Here is a 16440-nt window from a genome sequence, read left to right on the forward strand (position 1 = left end):
TTTATAAAACTCTGAATAAAAAGTCATTGGGAGATCTGTACATTTTCTTACACTTTTTTAGATGCTTTGAATAAAACTAAAGGCAAACTCAATAAATAGAAGTGCGAATAAGGGATAATTTGTCGTATAAATGAGGGGTGGGTTCATTGGAAGCATAAAAAAAGAAGCGGCTATTCAAACAGCCGCTTCTTTTTAATCGTTCGGGCAGGTCCCGTCTTCCTGCAGGTGTCCTGAACGTTTGATTTTTGTTTGCAGGTAGTTCTCGTTAAACTCTGAAATATCGCCCCAAAGCGGTTTACGGCTTGATACCTTTAAGCCAGCATTTTTAAGAGCTTCCAGCTTTTTCGGATTGTTGGTCATCAAGGTAACCGGTTTGGAGCGCAGCGTTTTAAGCACCAGAATGGCATCGTCGTAATTTCTGGCATCGTCAACAAAACCGAGGCTTTCATTGGCATCCACGGTGTCATAGCCATTTTCCTGAAGAATATAAGCCATCGCTTTACTGAATAAGCCAATGCCTCGTCCTTCATGATTAGCCAGATAAAATAAAGCCCCTGTCCCATGTTTTACAATCATATCCATGGATTGTTTTAATTGATAGCCGCAGTCACAGCGTTTACTGCCAAAGATGTCTCCTGTGTGGCAGATCGAATGCATGCGAATAATCGCTTCTTCATTGTCCGAAAAGTCGCCGTACACGAGGACGCTGGATTGCTGCAGCTCCGCTAAATTCGCAGAAGACAGCTTTTCAATAATCTTCCCATAATCTTCTGTTACTTCCTCATAATTCAGCCAGCAGTACCATTGAAACGCGACGGTTTCCCCGTATAAATTAACAGGCAGTTTAATGGGTCCGACTAAATAAATCGCTCCTTCTGTTGTTGGAATGAGCTGAATTTTATCTTTTAATACAGAAAGTACCTTTTGATCCAATACTGTTTGTTCCATGAGTTTCTTCCTTCTTTCTCATTTGCATTTCACTGCTGTTTATTATAAACCAAAGGAAAACTGGAATGTAAAATAACTTGCTTATACAGCTAAAGCATTATGAATCAACACTTTATAAATAGTTATCTTTTTTCTGCTTTGTCGTTTCCTTTATTCTCCCCCCATATTTTAAAGAAATATGCGAGGGCCATTTACGTTTAGGTCAGCCGCTCCAAAAAGGACCCTCTCACATGGACTCTTTTTCTATTACTATTATATAACTTCGGCCTTCCTCAAGTTACAAATCATTCTTTTCAAATGAGAACAAAGAAAAAAGCAGCCTGTTAAACGGCTGCTTCTTTTACTTCGTATTTTAAAGGTACAATAGCATCTTTCCTATTAGGAGGCTCTTCACCCTGCCTGTAATACGGATCTAACGCTGCAGCTTCTCCAGTCACAAATAGTTTCTCCTGTTCTCCAGACAAAGCGGCTGTATCCGGGTTAATCCCTAACATTTCTAAAATGTTTTCTGTGTCTTCTTCTTTTAAATAAATTTCCTCAAATACATGTTTTGGGTCGCGTATATCTACAAAGTCTACGACTTCAAACCCCTTTGCCACTAAATCTTTTACTAAATCTTTCTCCATCGAACCATCTCCTTTCCTTAACATACATTCGCTAACAGGAGATCATTTCCTGCAAGATGAAATTGTTCGGACGGGATAAACCATATGAAAACAAAACAGGAAATGAACTTAAATATCACTTACAATACCCATATTAGCAAGTTTTGAATGTCTTTTTTCAAAGAGTGCCAGCTGCCGCACAAAAAACTTTTTAGCAACATGATTATTTTTGACCTGGATCAAATGGATTGGTGGATACATAACAATCGAATAAAAGAACCATAATAGCCCCGCTTTTTATAGCGGGGCCTTTTCAGCCAGTGGGCTTTGAATGAAACAGCGCCGCCCTGCGCGCATATCACGCTTTGATCTGCTCCCTGGTGGAGGCTGTCTCATCGATAGGCGTGAAATAAAGTAAGAAGAAATATTTCGACATTTATCGACAAATATCGAGTGCATCTCCATTTATAACATGATATAATGTAACTAGATATAGATCACTTAACGTTCGCTCCGATATTTTATCAGCGGGCGTTATTTTTTTGTTCTTTTTTATATCTGCTCCCGGACAGGATGTGAAATCCAGCCGATTTCTTATGATCGTTTGAGCTGCATTCAAAGAAGAATCTCCAGGATCAAAACAGTTCTTTTAGAAAGCCTAGGTTCGTGGATGAAAGTAAACGCGACCTTCGATTGGACACGGGAAGGCCCTAATTTCCCCACCAGCCATAGCGATCATGACTACAATGAATTTCGTTTACTTTAAAGGTACAAAGCCTTTCATGACTTAGATCTTTTTTAACCTCTTTGGCAACATCACGAATTCTGAGCCTAAAACATTTAAAAGCATGGTTTAAATATGGAGCTCTAGCCACGACTTTAGTGGGGACTTCTGTTTTTTTCATGATCATACTGGGTATGCTTCCTATATAATGAGTACTTAACCAAAGGAGAATTTACAATGGGAGCTATGTTGAAAAAATACTTACTTCTTAGCGGAATGGCTGTTATGCTGATTAGTGGACTAGCCGGATGTGGAAATCGCAGCGGAGAAGAAACCAGTACAAACGACGAACAGGAAGATTATCCTCAAGAGAACCACAGTAATGTAGATGAAGAAAACGATCAAAATAAAGATATCAACAATGACGAAGATGGCGAAGTCGAAACAGATTCCGATGAAAAGAGCTAAGGCATGAAAAAAGCCAAAGATAAACGGCTTAACTTTAAAGCCCCACCCTTTTACCATGTGAAAAGAAGTCTCGGTGCAATAAACCGGGACTTTTTGTTACGTATCCGGGGTTCGTCTTGTACGGCTTCTTTATCATCTTCGACGAGAACACCCCCACTTCAACCGTCAGGTAAGTGGGCGGTAGTTCAAAAAGCTGGTTTATTTGTTTTTCTTTCATACCTTGAATGCCTGCACTCCATATTTCACTCCGTCTTCTGCTTCTTTTATCCCCTCGTCGAAATCAAAATCGATTTTACCGTATTGGATAACACACAATCGACCACTTTCTGTCAGTTTTTTCGGTACCCTATTCATGAGCGGTCCCTGTCTACTACTAACACCTCTGTATAATGGTATACGTTTCTTGCCCCTCTTCTTAATGTTTCAGAACGATTACGATTCTTGCCTTTCTTTTAAAAATACATTTTTCGACAAAAAACGTTTCAATTTCAAGATAAGTATCCTATAATTCACCTTATGTGTTAATTGTGATTTAGGAGGTACGTTATGAATGACAAACAAGGCGCTTTTTGTGACTTACTTGCACGAATTAATAACCTTCGCCATCTAATGATAAAAGCTGGCCAGCAGTACGGCTTTAGCAGCCAGAAAACGCTGCGTTACAGTGAACAGTTGGATGAGCTGATCCTTCAATATCAACTTCAAAATAGATGAATGATAAACCCGAATAGCTCCCCCGCTTTTTTATGTTGTTTGTATAAAACGTTTTAAAACAGTCCATACTGTTTGCATAAAGCAGTCCTACTCTTCTTGAGCTTATATCTCCGTTACTTCTGCACAGCCAGAGCTTTCTCTGGCTGTTTTTTTGGGTATATTTTTCATTAGAGATACCGTCCCTCCGGCTGCATTGGATAACGAGGCGTATACAACCAATAGCTGGTTCGCTGCCGACCTCACTTTCGAGCTATTATTGGGGCAGTTGTTCCTTTTGTTAAACATTCTTTCTAAAAAATCACAAATAATGGTTTAATATTCTTTAAGTTGGGTATATAATTAATTCACCAATGAAAGCACTTACATAAAGGGAGGTTGTTTTAGCATGCTGCCAATTGAGCTTTTTGGATGGATTTTGTCCGTACTTTTAACAGTTAGTTTTGTTTTTTCATTAGTGTTTATATCAAAAAAGCCTGCGTTGCTTTCGAAATCCGACTATCATTCTTTACAAAAGAATCCACAGCATATAAGTAGAAAAGGTAAACGAGTCTACTAAAGCGCTTTCAGCGCTTTTTATTTTGTCATTTCTCCCAAGAAACACGTCACGGTCTTGCATTTCACTTGTAAGATGTTTTGCCTTGTTTAAAATGGGGTACTTAACATTCGATCTATTTGATTAGGCTTACTATCCTGGGGGTTCATTCACTATGTTATCTATAGAACTTTTTATATTTATTGTATTAGTCATTTTAGAAATCAGCCTGTTTTTTTTATTAGGCTCTATCATAAAAAAACTAAACTTATTTTCAGAATCAGAATCCAAACCTTCACAAAAGGAGAAACAAACGTTTGATTGGAAGAACAAACTATCTTCTTAAAGCACTTTTTGTGCTTTTTTTTGTTCTTTTTAAAGAAAACTCTACAGCTCCTTTTCAGTCAATGAACCGCCATGTTAGCGCCCTCCTCTTACTACAAAAAACCGTTAGCAGCAAACGTTTTTATGGTTTCTATAAACTAAAAAAGCATTTGTCTTCTAATGGAATGCAGCTTCACATCCAAACTTTAATCATGAGCCTGCATATAAAAAAGCCACTCAAATGAGTGACTATTGTAAAACGTTGAGCCAATACAGCCCGATGCCTAAACCAACAGCTGTAATGACAAAATTGATGATTTTGCCCGGTACTCGAAGTACTTTTAAAATGAGCCCGACCACGATCATGGAAATAATAATCATGGAGAATAAGATGACTATTTTTAATGCCATTCCGTTGGCACTATTATTTAATATTGAAAAACCAAGTTCCATTTCTTCACTCCTTTTTCTTACATCATACAATGATTCGGGCAAAGAAAAAAGCACCCTGCCGGATGCTTAAACTTCATTTGTGTCTATTACTTTAAATTTGTCTTCGGTTATAAAGGTTTTCTTACTTAACGCTTCATTCACCAGTTCACCTGTATCATCGTTTGGACCTGGATTAATGTCCACTACTTCATGCTGCTCCGGACTGGTTGGCATGCCGTTCGGGCCCAGACGATAGTATGTGACTTTGACTTTCATCATATCTCACTCCTTCTTCCCTCGCGTCAAAAGGATTTATTTTACCCTTCCCGTCTGCAAGTGACTTTAAGGGAAGTAATAAAAAAGAATACGTTTTAAGTGTTACCTATCCCATTCGAGATTATCCAAACTCTAAACGCCGCCATCGCGGCATGCGCCATTAAAAGTCCGTATTTCCTTTGTGAGTGCTGTAACAAGAGCGATGGAACCGAACTAACAATTGTTTACCTATGCGGTATACAGTGCTTCGTTATGGATGTTGACAGTAGTCCAGTTTAAGCTTCCGCTATTTTCACGCTGAGATATTGAATATCTTTTAAAGCTTTCCCAATCAGGCTTAGTACACTTTCCCTATCCTCCTCGTTATTTGCAAAATCCAAATGATTTACACCAAGCAGGATCTTGGGCGAGTATTGATATCCTTGATACCAGGCTTCATATTTTTCATTCAACCGCTCCCAGTACTTCATCTCAACTTTGCTTTCCAGTCCTCGTCCACGACGGTCAATCCGTTCTTTTGCCCTTTCTGTGTCACACTGGAGATATACCAGCAGGTCAGGCGCTCTTGTCGTTTCAACAATAGCGGCAAGGAGTTTTTCATATATCCGATACTCCTCCGGTGTCATGCTGCCGTCTTCACTTAAAAGCTTAGCGAATATCTGATCCCCGAAAATAGAACGATCCAGGACACCACATCTTTGTTCAGAAATGTGTTTGATCATCTGCCAGCGCTCCGTCGCAAAATGAATCTGCGTTGTGAAAGACCAGCGGGAGCGTTCTCCATAAAAACGATCGAGCAGTTTTTCTGTGTCTGGATTTCCCAGCTCTTCAAAAACAGGAATGTGAAAATGATCGCTGATCAAGTGAGATAGTGTTGATTTACCTGCCCCAACTGTTCCCTCTACTACTATCATGAGGTTTCCTTCTCCTTTATCATTTGTTTTATTTGAGCAGTAATCGCGTTCTTGCACAATTTTTAACAATTCGTTTGTACGTTTCATTTCTCCAATTTTGATGGAGAAACAACTTTGTCTCTTTTGCTTAACATCAATATATCCTTTTTCCTTTCTGTTCAATCCGCCATCAAACCTTGTAATCAAATGAGCCGCTTCTGTTTGAAGGGGCTCACTTTTTGTATTAGCGTCTTTTTTTTACTATTTAAAGCCAGTGGTCCGGCTTTCGTACAGAAGCAGGCAGTTTCGTATACCGGTCGCCTTTAGCCGCATTCACCTGTGCCTGCGTTAAAAAAATGCTTCCCGTAAGATCCGCTCCTCTTAAATCAGCATCCCTGAAGTCAGCACCGATCAAGTCGGTCAGTCTCATGTCTGCTCCCCTCAAATCAACTGCAATAAAATGCGCTCCTCTTAAATCAGCGCCTTTTAAATCGGCTCCTTTTAATTTTGCACCAAAGAAATCTTTTCTGCCCGCTGCTTTCGATTTCTTTTTGGACCGGGCCTGTGACCGCACGTATGCACTTGATCGTAAAAGAAGCTCATTCACCCTAGCTCTGTGAACTGGTACGTCAAGTTTTAAAATCGCCTGGGGGCTTAGCTGTGTGAGAGCCTCTATATCGCGGGCCGCTTCCTGCAGTTCCTGTTGAATCGGCGCTGTTTCTTTCCATTCAAGCGCTTCTTCTACGTAACAAAGCATTTCATGGAGCTGCTGCATAATAGGGAATACATCGAACATTTCTTTTGCAGAAGCAGGATGCTCCCGCCAGCTTGCCCCTTTGTATGTAACCTGCGATACTTTCTGTCCTGCCCCAAAGCATTCATATACAGCGCAGCCGCGGAATCCTTTTTGTCTAAGGTTTTGATGAATCCCACAATAAAAATCTGCCATTAAATTTTGGCATGGGGTGCCGCCGTCTTTGTTCATCGCAAAATCAGCTGATTTTGCATAAGGCAGCGCCACACAGCAAAGGCCAAAACAATGTTCACAGTCGGCACGCAGATGGCTCTTTTTACTTGCTAGTTGACTAGACAATCTATACACTTCCTTTAATTATAAACTGCTTACAGATTCTTCATTTATTTGTATGCTCATGGAAGAAGTATACCGAGCCTTCATTTCATATGGAAGCGTAAATTCTTCCATTCTTACTTTTTTGTTTATTCTTTGAGAGACGGGGAATAGTACGAGAGTAAACTTATTACAAAGGAGAGTGCATACCATGGCAACAAACAAAGCAATGATGACAACACTGGCGCTTGGAGCAGCTTATCTTCTTCGAAACGAAAAATCACGGACGAAACTTATGAATCAATTTAAAGCAATGGGTGGCAGCTCAAAAAGCAAAACAGCTGAACAACAGAAATCACTGACGCTTGGATAAACAAAAACATGGATCCTTTTCTGGATCCATGTTTTTTCTTGTTCATCTTTAGTAAATATTGTTTTTTTTACTTGTTTTCCGGACCATGGTATTCAAAATAATTTTTTGCAGTCTCCCAAAGTCCTATTTTAGACAAACTTGGCAGAGACGGCTGAAGCAGTTCCCAAAAAACAACTGTCATAACCTCGGCAGTTGGATTTAACCCGCTGAATTCTTCTGTATCTAAATTGAGATGCTTATGGTCAAATTTCTGAAGAATTTTCTGATCAACGATTTCATCGAGCTCTGCTAAATTGATGATCATCCCTGTTACAGGATCAGCTTCTCCCTCCACCGTTACTTCAAGAATATAGTTATGGCCATGTCCATGAGGGTTATTACATTTTCCAAAAATCATTTTATTTTCCTCATCGGATAGCTGATCACTGTGTAATCTATGCGCAGCCGAAAAGTGAAATTTTCTCGTTAATTGAATCATTGACTTTTCCTCCTTTTGAGAAAGCAAAAATGGATTTTCGTGTAGTTTTATACTTTGGAGTTCGCACTTATCAAACTTTTCATTTAGTTCATTCCATAGATAAGACACTATATTTTCTGTTGTGGGAATATGCTCTTTAAAGAAAGAATGTTCTCGATTGAGAAATTTGCCATCCAATTCTTCTAAAACTACTCCTTTAACGATACGGTCAATATCTGTAATGTTCACAACAATTCCTGATTTAGGATTAAGGTTTCCTTTTACAGTAACTTCTAACGTGTAATCATGGCCATGACCATTAGGGTTATTGCACAGTCCAAAAACTTCTTTATTTTTCTTCTCATCCCAAGTGGGAACATGATAACTATGAGCTGCTGAAAATTCTACTTTTCTTGTTAGCAAAATCAAAGTCTATCCCTCCTTCGTTCAACCTATTCATTTAAGCACTGAATCTCACTAATTTTATTACCTTTTCTTTTATTGGATAGGAAAATTATTTTCTTATCCTATCTTTTAAAAATCACTTATGTGTGTTATTGATTTTCATAAACGTCACTTCTTGAATTTCTTTAAATCTCTTGTTAAACTCCTCAACTGACAAAGGCTTACTAAATAAGTATCCCTGTACTTCATGGCACTCTTGTTGCTGGAGGAATTTAAGCTGTTCATCTGTCTCTATCCCTTCTGCAATGACCTTAACATGCAAATTATGACCCATAGCTATAATTGTTGTAATAATTTTGGTGTCTACAGAAGTATCCTCTATATCGTTCGCAAAGGATTTGTCGATCTTTAAGGTATGGAACGGAAACTTATTCAGGTAGCTTAACGAAGAGTAACCTGTCCCAAAATCATCTATCGCAATTTTCACACCTAAATCTTTCAAAGCATGGAGCTTATCAATTACATATTGTTCGTTGTACATGGCAATGCTTTCCGTAATTTCGATCTCCAAATACTTTGGATCCAGGTCCGTTTCATCTAATACTTCTTTCACAAGATCAACTAAGTTAGCTTGTTGAAACTGCTGAGGAGAAAGATTCACGGATATACCTATTTCATGCAGTCCAGATTTCTGCCATTCTCGAGTTTGTTTACAAGCAGTACGCAGCACCCATTCCCCAATCGGTGCGATTAAACCAGTTTCTTCAGCTAACGGAATAAATTCTAAAGGAGAAATCATTCCTATTTGCGGATGAGGCCATCGAATCAAAGCTTCATTTCCCGTTATGACCCCTGTTTTCAAGTCAACCTTAGGCTGGTAGAACAAAGTAAATTCATCCCGTTCTAATGCCTGGCGCATACCTTTTTCCAAAAATGCTCTCTTTTGAATAAGATCATTCATATCATGTGTATAGAACTGATAATTATTTCTTCCATTTTCTTTGGCACGGTACATAGCCATATCAGCATGTTTAATGAGATTCTCGATATTATTGCTATCTAGCGGATACATGCTTATCCCTATACTTGACGTAATAAAGAGTTCATTGCCTTCGTAAATAAAAGGTTTCTCTAATTTTCTCTGGATAGCTTGTACAAATTCGTTTGCTGTTTCACGATTCGTATTAGGCAGAAGCAAAAGAAATTCATCTCCTCCTATACGCGACATAATTTCTCCTTTTTTAAGAAGAGAGGAAATGCGGTTCGCAACAGACTTTATCACATAATCACCGGCCGAATGACCGAGCGTATCATTGATAAATTTAAATCTATCCAAATCAAGAAATAACAATGCAATAGGTTTTTTATCATGTAAGCCAGCTAGTTCTAATGCTTTTTCATGAAATAGCCGCGTATTAGGAAGCCCTGTCAGAAAATCATAATAAGCATAGTACTGTATTTCTTCACTTTTTCTCTTAAGCTCGTCCGTATAATTTAATAGATTTAATGACATTGAATTTACTTTATTAGAAAGCAAGCCTAATTCATCATTTCTTTCAATTGCTACTTTTGCCCCGAAATTGCCTTTAGCAATTTCATTCACTTTTTCAAGAATTCGATTTATCGGCTTAACGATATATCCAGCTAGAAAGTAGCTAATAACCACTACAAAAATCAAAACAATAATGGAGATAACTAGACTATTTAATAACTGTTTGTTTAATACATCTTGAATAACTTTATAGTCGATTACTACTCCAATTACATAAGGATTTTCAGAAGAGACAGGAATAAAACTTTTAAATACTTTTTTATTATTAACCTCACTCTGAAAACTAACTAATTTCCCGGTTTCCATTGCTGTTTTAACTGCAGAAACATCCGCCTTTTTCTCTTGGTACTTATAGGTTCCGAATTGAATATCCTTATTCGCTAGCTCAATAAACTTCTCTCCATTTTGCTCCGTATAAACAGGCGGAGAGCCAAAAGTATTTGGGTTAAATCCAGTAATATTTAATAGCGTATTATTATTGCTTAAGGTTTTCTGTACAATGGCATCAGGACCAATTTCATCCTCAACATCTGTAATCTGACTGTCTCGCATATAAGGATTAATAATATAATTCGTAGTACCGTCATAATAATATCCCCACTTATCGACATGATTAGGGTTTGATGCCGAAACATTTATGGGGCCTGACCAATAATTTGGAAGTTTTTGACCTTCGGGAATTGTAACGCTCCTTTGTTCAAACAATTGCTGAAATGCGGTATACCAGTAACCCCATTCTTTCGTACTTAAATTTCTTTCATGTGGGTCAGAAGACTTCACGCCCCTAACATCATCTTTTTCTTTTACCATTAAAGTAATATGCGACACGCCTAGTTTTTTGCTCAGTTCAACTAATTGTTCATTCGTTACTTCTTTAATATCGGGACTAAGTACATTTTGTGCTGCAATAGCTGCAGTACGAAGCTCTTCTCCTTTTTGCTGTTCCAACGAACCTACTGTATACTGAGAATGCTCAATGGCTATGCTGATTTCCTGCCCCAAGAGATCCATCTGCTTTTCTTGGTCTTTTATTAACAAATCTCTCGTATAGTAATAGAATAATATATTATTTAAAATTAATATTATTGTTACAATTAGAGAAAATATAAAAGATAATTTCTTCTTTAAGGACAAACCATCAACCCCTTGTTTAACCCTGCGTATTGAAAGATTTTTATAGTATTATTTAGTTTCATTAAGACTATAACACACCTTTTGGCGGAGTCACTGTCATTTCATCAATCCGAACGTGCAGAGGAGTCGTAGCCACGAATGAAGCGACACGTGCTACATCTTGAACATGCAACATGTCTTCAGAAGAAAAACCTTCAACATTTTTCCAGATGTCTGTATATGTGGCACCTAAGTGGATATTAGTAGTGAAAACGTTATCTTTGTACCATTCTTCTGCTAAAACACTCCCCATCCCGCTGACTGCATGCTTTGAAGCTGCATAAATAGAATTAAAAGGAAGGTTTCTTTTCGTTGCAACCGAGCTAATATTAATAATCCGCCCTCCTCTTTTCTTTAATAAGGGGAATGCCTGTTGAGTGCAGTGAAAAATACCAAATACATTAGTTTGAAAAATACCTTCCCATTCCGCAGGATCAAATTCTTCAAAGGCTTTGAATTCACCAACTCCAGCATTATTCACCAGGACGTCTAAGGCACCATACTGCTCACTAATATGCTTAAACCCATCTTGTATTTCTTTTTCATTCCGGATATTTATTTGCAATGGAAATAGGTTTTCCACATTGGTCGCTACATTTTTTTCACGGGTTGTGGCATAGGTAATAAACCCTTTATCTACAAGATCGAGACTAATTGCCTTCCCTATACCTTTTAAACCACCTATAACGATGGCTATCTTTTTTTCCATTTTTGTACCTCTTTTCACCGGGTATTTTGTTAAGGATGTAAAAGAGAAAGTTTATTCCCTTCATTTATCTTAAAATAAAACCTAAGGATTTAATTCCAAATTTTAACTAAAACAAACTAACTTATAGCTCTTTAATTATTCGACAAAAACCGCTTATTTGAAGTATAACAGATTCAAAAGTCTTAGTACTATAGCAAATGATTTAGACATTTTAATTTTCGGCTTATTGTTAACCTCATTAAAGAAAAAGAACTAAACAACGATCCATATTTCTTTTTTATTTGTTTTTACTTTTCTATAAGAAGCTTTATTCTGCATATCTTAAGCCGTTCACAACATCCATCCGTACATGTTTGTAGAGACATCAGTATTTAAAACTTTCATCCGTACTTTTATCTCCTAAGCACTGTTTATATTTTTATAATCCATCTTGTCCACTCCATATGGTCATACAGGAACCCTTGCTTGGGATCGATTTATTGTTTTTTATTTTGTTCTCTTTAATAATTCAGAGCTAGTCCTCTTTTTATCTGCATACACATAAAGAAACGGGATAATCGATTTGGCCGACTTGATCCAGCTACAGAAAGAACAGACATGAAAATGACGCAGGTAGAAGAGGTGGTGAAAACAAAGTGATTGTAGTGATTGAAAAAGCCCTGCTGCTTATGATTACCTTGCGCCTTATCTCTGGAAGTATTGAAGTGACCGCTGCGCTTTTAATGCTGAAATTCAACAGCTTAGAAAAAGCCTTTTACATTAATAGCATGCTTGCCCTGGTAGGCCCGGTTGTATTGATCGTCACAACAGCCATTGGCCTGTATGGAATGGCGGGAAAAATGCCATTAACGAAAAGCATTGGGCTTGTGTGCGGAATTGTGCTTATTTTGTACAGCCTGCGATCGAGGTAAAAAAGGACAAGCTCTATTGAAAAGAAAAGCCGATTCGGTTTTTCTTTTTGTTTTGCCCTGATTTCAGCTTTTTCATATAGGATTTTCTTTTTGTATGGGTTTCATGCAATGTACATAAAGAACCGCCCTTTTGTCAGAGGGAAGCCAATCCAGTTTTCCCACTCCCTTTTTTACATAAATGGCCCTTTTCGTGAGAATTTATTTCTATGGGGAGGTTATGTGTAAATGGAACAAAAAACGTGCGGCGGCAGTAAAGATAATGAAAAGCTTGCCTGGTGGCAGCTCTCTCTTATTGGAGTAGGCTGTATTATTGGCACCGGTTTTTTTCTCGGGTCCAGTATCGCCATTCAAATGACGGGTCCTTCCGTTGTTTTTGCCTTTATCCTGGCTTCATGCGGAACATATATCGTCTTTGAGGCGCTGGCGAAAATGTCCGCTAAAGATCCGCAAAAAGGATCGTTTCGGTCATATGCCAAAAAAGCTTACGGACGATGGGCCGGATTTAGCAGCGGCTGGGTGTACTGGTGCTCTGAAATGCTGATTATCGGCAGCCAGTTAACGGCCATTTCTCTTTTATCAAAATTTTGGTTTCCGCAAATTCCGTTGTGGATGTTTGCTTCTGTTTTTGCTGTTTGCGGGCTTTTGGTGCTTTTTATTGGTACAAAAGCATTCGGCAAACTCGAAACCGTTTTTGCGGTGATGAAGGTAGCCGCTATTTTTATGTTTATCGTAATCGCTGTCCTGGCTTTGACCGGGGTGATTAACGGTGATCCAAAAGCAGGAGTGCCGCGCTCTGTAAACGGCTTTTTTCCAAATGGCGGGATTGGGTTCTGGAGCTCTCTTTTATTTGCTTTTTACGCGCATGGAGGTATCGAAGTAATGGGTGTTATGGCCATTAATCTGCGCAACAAAGAAGATGCACCGAAGTCAGGAAAAGTCATGCTTGGTATTCTAGGGCTCATTTATGTGACAGCTCTTTCGCTCGCTCTGCTGCTCATTCCATGGACTGCATTTCAGCCGGATAAAAGCCCGTTTGCGATGGCTTTGCTGAGCTATCATCTCGACTTTTTTCCTCATGTATTTAACGCAGCCATTATTATTGCCGGATTTTCAACCATGTCGGCTTCTTTGTTTTCCGTTACGACCATTCTCCTTACCCTGTCTGAAGAAGGAGATGCGCCGGCTATTTTTAGCAAACAAACAAAAAAGAAACGAAAAGTTCCACTCCCGGCTGTGGCATTGACATCGGTCGGCTTGATTTTATCTATTATTTCTTCTTTGTTATTGCCCAAAAATGTGTATGAATATGTAACGACCGCAGCCGGATTGATGCTGCTTTACAATTGGTTTTTTCTTTTAACGCTGTACCACCGGCTGATCGAGCCGACTGCTGGGGATAAAGTAAAAAGAGTGATCGGCATGATTCTTGTTTTTGCTGCCGTCAGTGGTACTCTTTTTCACCAGGCAAGCCGGCCGGGATTTTTTATCAGCTTAGCTTTCGTTACCGTAATTGCGGTGGTTGTACTCATCCTTCGAAAAAAATGGAAAAAAGAAGAAGCCCACCATCACAGTGGGCACACAAGCTAAAACAAGACTTTGTAGGCTTCCATGCCAAAGTAAATACCAAAGCCAATCATGGAGAGAGAAGAAACAACAGAAATGCCTTTTAAAACCCCGGTAGATAAAAATCGCCGGGCACCGCTTGAAAGGAAAGCCATCGTCAGGTCCCAGATTAAAATACCGGATATGACGGCCATGCTGTACAGCAGAATTTGATTTTGTGTAGAGGATTCTGCTGTTTCAGCAAGAATGGATCCGTAAATACCGAGCCAGAATAAAATCGTAAGCGGGTTCAAAAGAGACATAAAAAAGCCGGAAATTAGTGATCTCCTCAAGGGAATGTTTCTGCCAAACCGCATGTCCAGCTCGATTTTATGAAGCGTCAACAGGTTTTCAATACCGGTATATGTTAAAACAAAGCAGCCAAACAGCCAGAGAAGCGTTTTAATAAACGGCAGCTCAATTACATGAGCTACTCCTACATATACCATCACCATATAAATCGTATCAGCAGTCAATGCGCCGATTCCAAAAATCCATGCATGAAAAAATCCATTTTTAATACCCGTGTCTAATTGTGCCGCATTTACTGGTCCGACTGGTGCCGCCAAAGACAGGCCTAAAAACATGTATGTAAAAATTGAGTTCATCGCGCAGCCCCCTGAAAAATGATGTCTATGCATCATATTCAGATGAAAGGGCTTGTACGCCTAAAGAAAGGAGAATTTATCGTGCATAAACGTTATTTTGTTTTGATCTACCTATCCGTGCATTTGTGCTATCTCGCTGCGTACCAGATAACGGACTCCAAAACAACCGCAATTTCGGAATTTTAAAAAGCGCCTATTCAGCATCTTGTTTCAGCAAAGAACGGTGTACGGTGTGGCTCTAACCGTTGATCAAAAACAAGCTGAATCCCCTTTTAACGAAATGGTTATCACGATTGTAAATGAAAGCGATAATCCGCTTATTGATAGCAGACACTTTGCCCTCGAAAAATATGTAGAAGGCATATGGTATCCCTCGTTAAATTTTTGGGTGAATGGACGGATTCAAGGCCAAATGGTCAAAAAAATAAACTTGTCCTTGCTGTCCCCTTTAAAGTTGTGGAAAGCCGCTTATTTATTTCAGTTACCTGATGTGCTGGCTTTTTATCTACACAAAAAAGCCAGGCCTTGGCCTGACTAAAAAGATGACACATATATTTACCAGCTTGCTTTTTTCACGCCAGGTACTTGCCCTTTATAAGCAAGTTCTCTGAAGCAAATACGGCACAGCTTAAATTTACGAAGAACGGCGTGAGGACGTCCACAGCGTTCGCAGCGGGTATATTCACGCACTTTAAATTTCTGCTTATTCTTGTGCTTTACAATTAATGCTTTTTTTGCCAACTAAAAGACCTCCCTTTTTTAAATGAGGGCAGGAGAGATACTCTATTATAGTTCGGCCTGCCCCATAAGTAAACAAGCAGATAATGGGTTTAATTCCTTTAAAATCACATTTAATTCATGTTAAAGCAGGACACTACAGTGATTGTGTCTTTACCTTTGAGATTTCAGCATATACCTATGTTGTAATGCTTTTTATAGAATAGCAGAAAGCCTGTTGCAAGCTGTTAAAACTGCTAAACCCTGAGACAGCGGGAATAGACTGATTTTTAATGCTGAGAAATCTATACATCTTCCTGTTCCAAAAACGAAGTGAGTAACGAGAGAATTCCAAGTCCTATTTAAGTGCTATTGTGTATAAAAACCCTAAAAAACAGTAAAAAGCCAGCTCCTTATTAGAAACTGGCTGACAGTTCAATTATAAAAGCCGCCTTTGCCGCTCGAAAAAAGAAAGTTTTAAACCACCACTCCTCAAAGTGGGTGTTCGCAAAATCCTCTCCTGCTTGTCCTCTAGGAAAAAGAGGCTTGTCATTCTGGATTCATTTTAAAACTCCCTATTACAGCTTAAAGGTTAAAACTTACATTCATAACGTACAATGCAGCTTATATATGTATGATACATTTATTTTTCTTTAAAAACAATAGTAATGGTTTCCTCAAATGGCGCCAGGATATGCTCCTGTCTTATTCCTGCTTACCTGATCAGTTTAAAGTTGAGGAATAATAACTAAAAATAATAAATGGTTTTAACAAATAAAAAAGACAACCTGATTTCTCAAATTGTCTTAGCGTGCCAGGCAGCGTCCTGCTCTCACAGGGGGAAACCCCCAACTACCATCGGCGCTGAAGAGCTTAACGGCCGTGTTCGGGATGGGAACGGGTGTGACCTCTTCGCTATTGCCACCTGACTATGAAGTTTGAAAGAAG

General features: G+C 38.8%; 19 protein-coding genes, 1 rRNA gene and 1 other RNA gene. 7 read left to right on the forward strand and 14 right to left on the reverse strand.

What is annotated here, in order from left to right:
• Nucleotides 1-192: 192 nt before the first annotated feature.
• Nucleotides 193-948: a GTP cyclohydrolase II gene (locus M3221_RS24005; protein ID WP_251274589.1), complete on the reverse strand. Its 756-nt coding sequence runs from the start codon at nucleotides 946-948 to the stop codon at nucleotides 193-195.
• A 323-nt stretch (nucleotides 949-1271) separates the two neighbouring features.
• A complete protein-coding gene (locus tag M3221_RS24010; protein ID WP_251274590.1) occupies nucleotides 1272-1574 on the reverse strand; it encodes a hypothetical protein in 303 nt (100 codons plus the stop codon).
• 940 nt (nucleotides 1575-2514) lie between these two features.
• Between M3221_RS24010 and M3221_RS24015 the strand changes: the two genes are divergently transcribed.
• Nucleotides 2515-2745 (forward strand): hypothetical protein, encoded by a 231-nt coding sequence (locus M3221_RS24015; RefSeq protein ID WP_251274591.1) that lies wholly within the window; start codon nucleotides 2515-2517, stop codon nucleotides 2743-2745.
• Nucleotides 2746-2958: 213 nt separating this feature from the next.
• Here M3221_RS24015 and M3221_RS24020 read toward each other — a convergent pair whose 3' ends face one another.
• A complete protein-coding gene (locus M3221_RS24020) occupies nucleotides 2959-3099 on the reverse strand; it encodes a hypothetical protein (RefSeq protein ID WP_251274592.1) in 141 nt (46 codons plus the stop codon).
• Nucleotides 3100-3291: 192 nt separating this feature from the next.
• On the opposite strand from M3221_RS24020, the gene M3221_RS24025 reads away from it, so the two are divergent.
• Nucleotides 3292-3459 carry an aspartyl-phosphate phosphatase Spo0E family protein gene (locus tag M3221_RS24025; protein ID WP_251274593.1) on the forward strand — a complete coding sequence of 56 codons (168 nt, stop codon included), beginning with the start codon at nucleotides 3292-3294 and terminating at the stop codon, nucleotides 3457-3459.
• An 849-nt stretch (nucleotides 3460-4308) separates the two neighbouring features.
• Complete coding sequence (locus M3221_RS24030) at nucleotides 4309-4560, forward strand: hypothetical protein (protein WP_251274594.1); 252 nt, start codon at nucleotides 4309-4311, stop codon at nucleotides 4558-4560.
• Between the two features lie 4 nt (nucleotides 4561-4564).
• Here the strand turns inward: M3221_RS24030 and M3221_RS24035 are convergent, their stop codons facing one another.
• From M3221_RS24035 to M3221_RS24050, 4 genes are all read right to left on the reverse strand, one after another.
• The gene (locus tag M3221_RS24035) at nucleotides 4565-4768 is read right to left on the reverse strand and encodes a hypothetical protein (protein WP_251274595.1); all 204 of its coding nucleotides are present in this window, start codon (nucleotides 4766-4768) and stop codon (nucleotides 4565-4567) included.
• A 66-nt stretch (nucleotides 4769-4834) separates the two neighbouring features.
• On the reverse strand, nucleotides 4835-5026 hold the full coding sequence (locus M3221_RS24040; protein WP_251274596.1) for a hypothetical protein: 192 nt from the start codon (nucleotides 5024-5026) through the stop codon (nucleotides 4835-4837).
• A gap of 272 nt (nucleotides 5027-5298) precedes the next feature.
• The gene (locus M3221_RS24045) at nucleotides 5299-6024 is read right to left on the reverse strand and encodes a deoxynucleoside kinase (protein WP_251274597.1); all 726 of its coding nucleotides are present in this window, start codon (nucleotides 6022-6024) and stop codon (nucleotides 5299-5301) included.
• 157 nt (nucleotides 6025-6181) lie between these two features.
• Nucleotides 6182-7009 carry a pentapeptide repeat-containing protein gene (locus tag M3221_RS24050; RefSeq protein ID WP_251274598.1) on the reverse strand — a complete coding sequence of 276 codons (828 nt, stop codon included), beginning with the start codon at nucleotides 7007-7009 and terminating at the stop codon, nucleotides 6182-6184.
• A 187-nt stretch (nucleotides 7010-7196) separates the two neighbouring features.
• Here M3221_RS24050 and M3221_RS24055 point away from each other — a divergent pair, with 187 nt between their 5' ends.
• Nucleotides 7197-7358 carry a hypothetical protein gene (locus M3221_RS24055; RefSeq protein ID WP_242237274.1) on the forward strand — a complete coding sequence of 54 codons (162 nt, stop codon included), beginning with the start codon at nucleotides 7197-7199 and terminating at the stop codon, nucleotides 7356-7358.
• A gap of 67 nt (nucleotides 7359-7425) precedes the next feature.
• Here the strand turns inward: M3221_RS24055 and M3221_RS24060 are convergent, their stop codons facing one another.
• From M3221_RS24060 to M3221_RS24070, 3 genes are all read right to left on the reverse strand, one after another.
• Nucleotides 7426-8244, reverse strand: a complete 819-nt coding sequence (locus M3221_RS24060) for a 6-carboxytetrahydropterin synthase (protein WP_251274599.1) — start codon at nucleotides 8242-8244, stop codon at nucleotides 7426-7428.
• A 112-nt stretch (nucleotides 8245-8356) separates the two neighbouring features.
• Entirely contained in the window at nucleotides 8357-10906 is a 2550-nt protein-coding gene (locus M3221_RS24065) for a bifunctional diguanylate cyclase/phosphodiesterase (RefSeq protein WP_251274600.1), read from the reverse strand.
• A 67-nt stretch (nucleotides 10907-10973) separates the two neighbouring features.
• Nucleotides 10974-11654, reverse strand: coding sequence for an SDR family oxidoreductase (locus tag M3221_RS24070; RefSeq protein WP_251274601.1), 681 nt, complete (start codon nucleotides 11652-11654; stop codon nucleotides 10974-10976).
• A 635-nt stretch (nucleotides 11655-12289) separates the two neighbouring features.
• Here M3221_RS24070 and M3221_RS24075 point away from each other — a divergent pair.
• Nucleotides 12290-12565, forward strand: coding sequence for a YqhV family protein (locus M3221_RS24075; RefSeq protein ID WP_242237263.1), 276 nt, complete (start codon nucleotides 12290-12292; stop codon nucleotides 12563-12565).
• 225 nt (nucleotides 12566-12790) lie between these two features.
• Nucleotides 12791-14152, forward strand: a complete 1362-nt coding sequence (locus M3221_RS24080; RefSeq protein ID WP_251274602.1) for an amino acid permease — start codon at nucleotides 12791-12793, stop codon at nucleotides 14150-14152.
• Here the strand turns inward: M3221_RS24080 and M3221_RS24085 are convergent.
• Complete coding sequence (locus M3221_RS24085) at nucleotides 14149-14775, reverse strand: LysE family transporter (RefSeq protein WP_251274603.1); 627 nt, start codon at nucleotides 14773-14775, stop codon at nucleotides 14149-14151. The genes M3221_RS24080 and M3221_RS24085 overlap by 4 nt on opposite strands.
• A 232-nt stretch (nucleotides 14776-15007) precedes the next feature.
• Between M3221_RS24085 and M3221_RS24090 the strand changes: the two genes are divergently transcribed.
• A complete protein-coding gene (locus tag M3221_RS24090; protein ID WP_251274604.1) occupies nucleotides 15008-15313 on the forward strand; it encodes a hypothetical protein in 306 nt (101 codons plus the stop codon).
• 17 nt (nucleotides 15314-15330) lie between these two features.
• Here the strand turns inward: M3221_RS24090 and M3221_RS24095 are convergent, their stop codons facing one another.
• The 3 genes from M3221_RS24095 to rrf all read right to left on the reverse strand — a co-directional run bounded on the left by M3221_RS24095 (nucleotide 15331) and on the right by rrf (nucleotide 16421).
• A complete protein-coding gene (locus tag M3221_RS24095) occupies nucleotides 15331-15516 on the reverse strand; it encodes a type Z 30S ribosomal protein S14 (protein ID WP_251274605.1) in 186 nt (61 codons plus the stop codon).
• Nucleotides 15517-15933: 417 nt separating this feature from the next.
• A non-coding RNA gene (ssrS, locus tag M3221_RS24100) (6S RNA) lies at nucleotides 15934-16121 on the reverse strand.
• A 184-nt stretch (nucleotides 16122-16305) separates the two neighbouring features.
• Nucleotides 16306-16421, reverse strand: a 5S ribosomal RNA gene (gene rrf, locus M3221_RS24105).
• Nucleotides 16422-16440 lie beyond the last annotated feature (19 nt).

This window comes from Domibacillus indicus, assembly GCF_023715895.1.
GTDB lineage: Bacteria > Bacillota > Bacilli > Bacillales > Domibacillaceae > Domibacillus > Domibacillus indicus_A.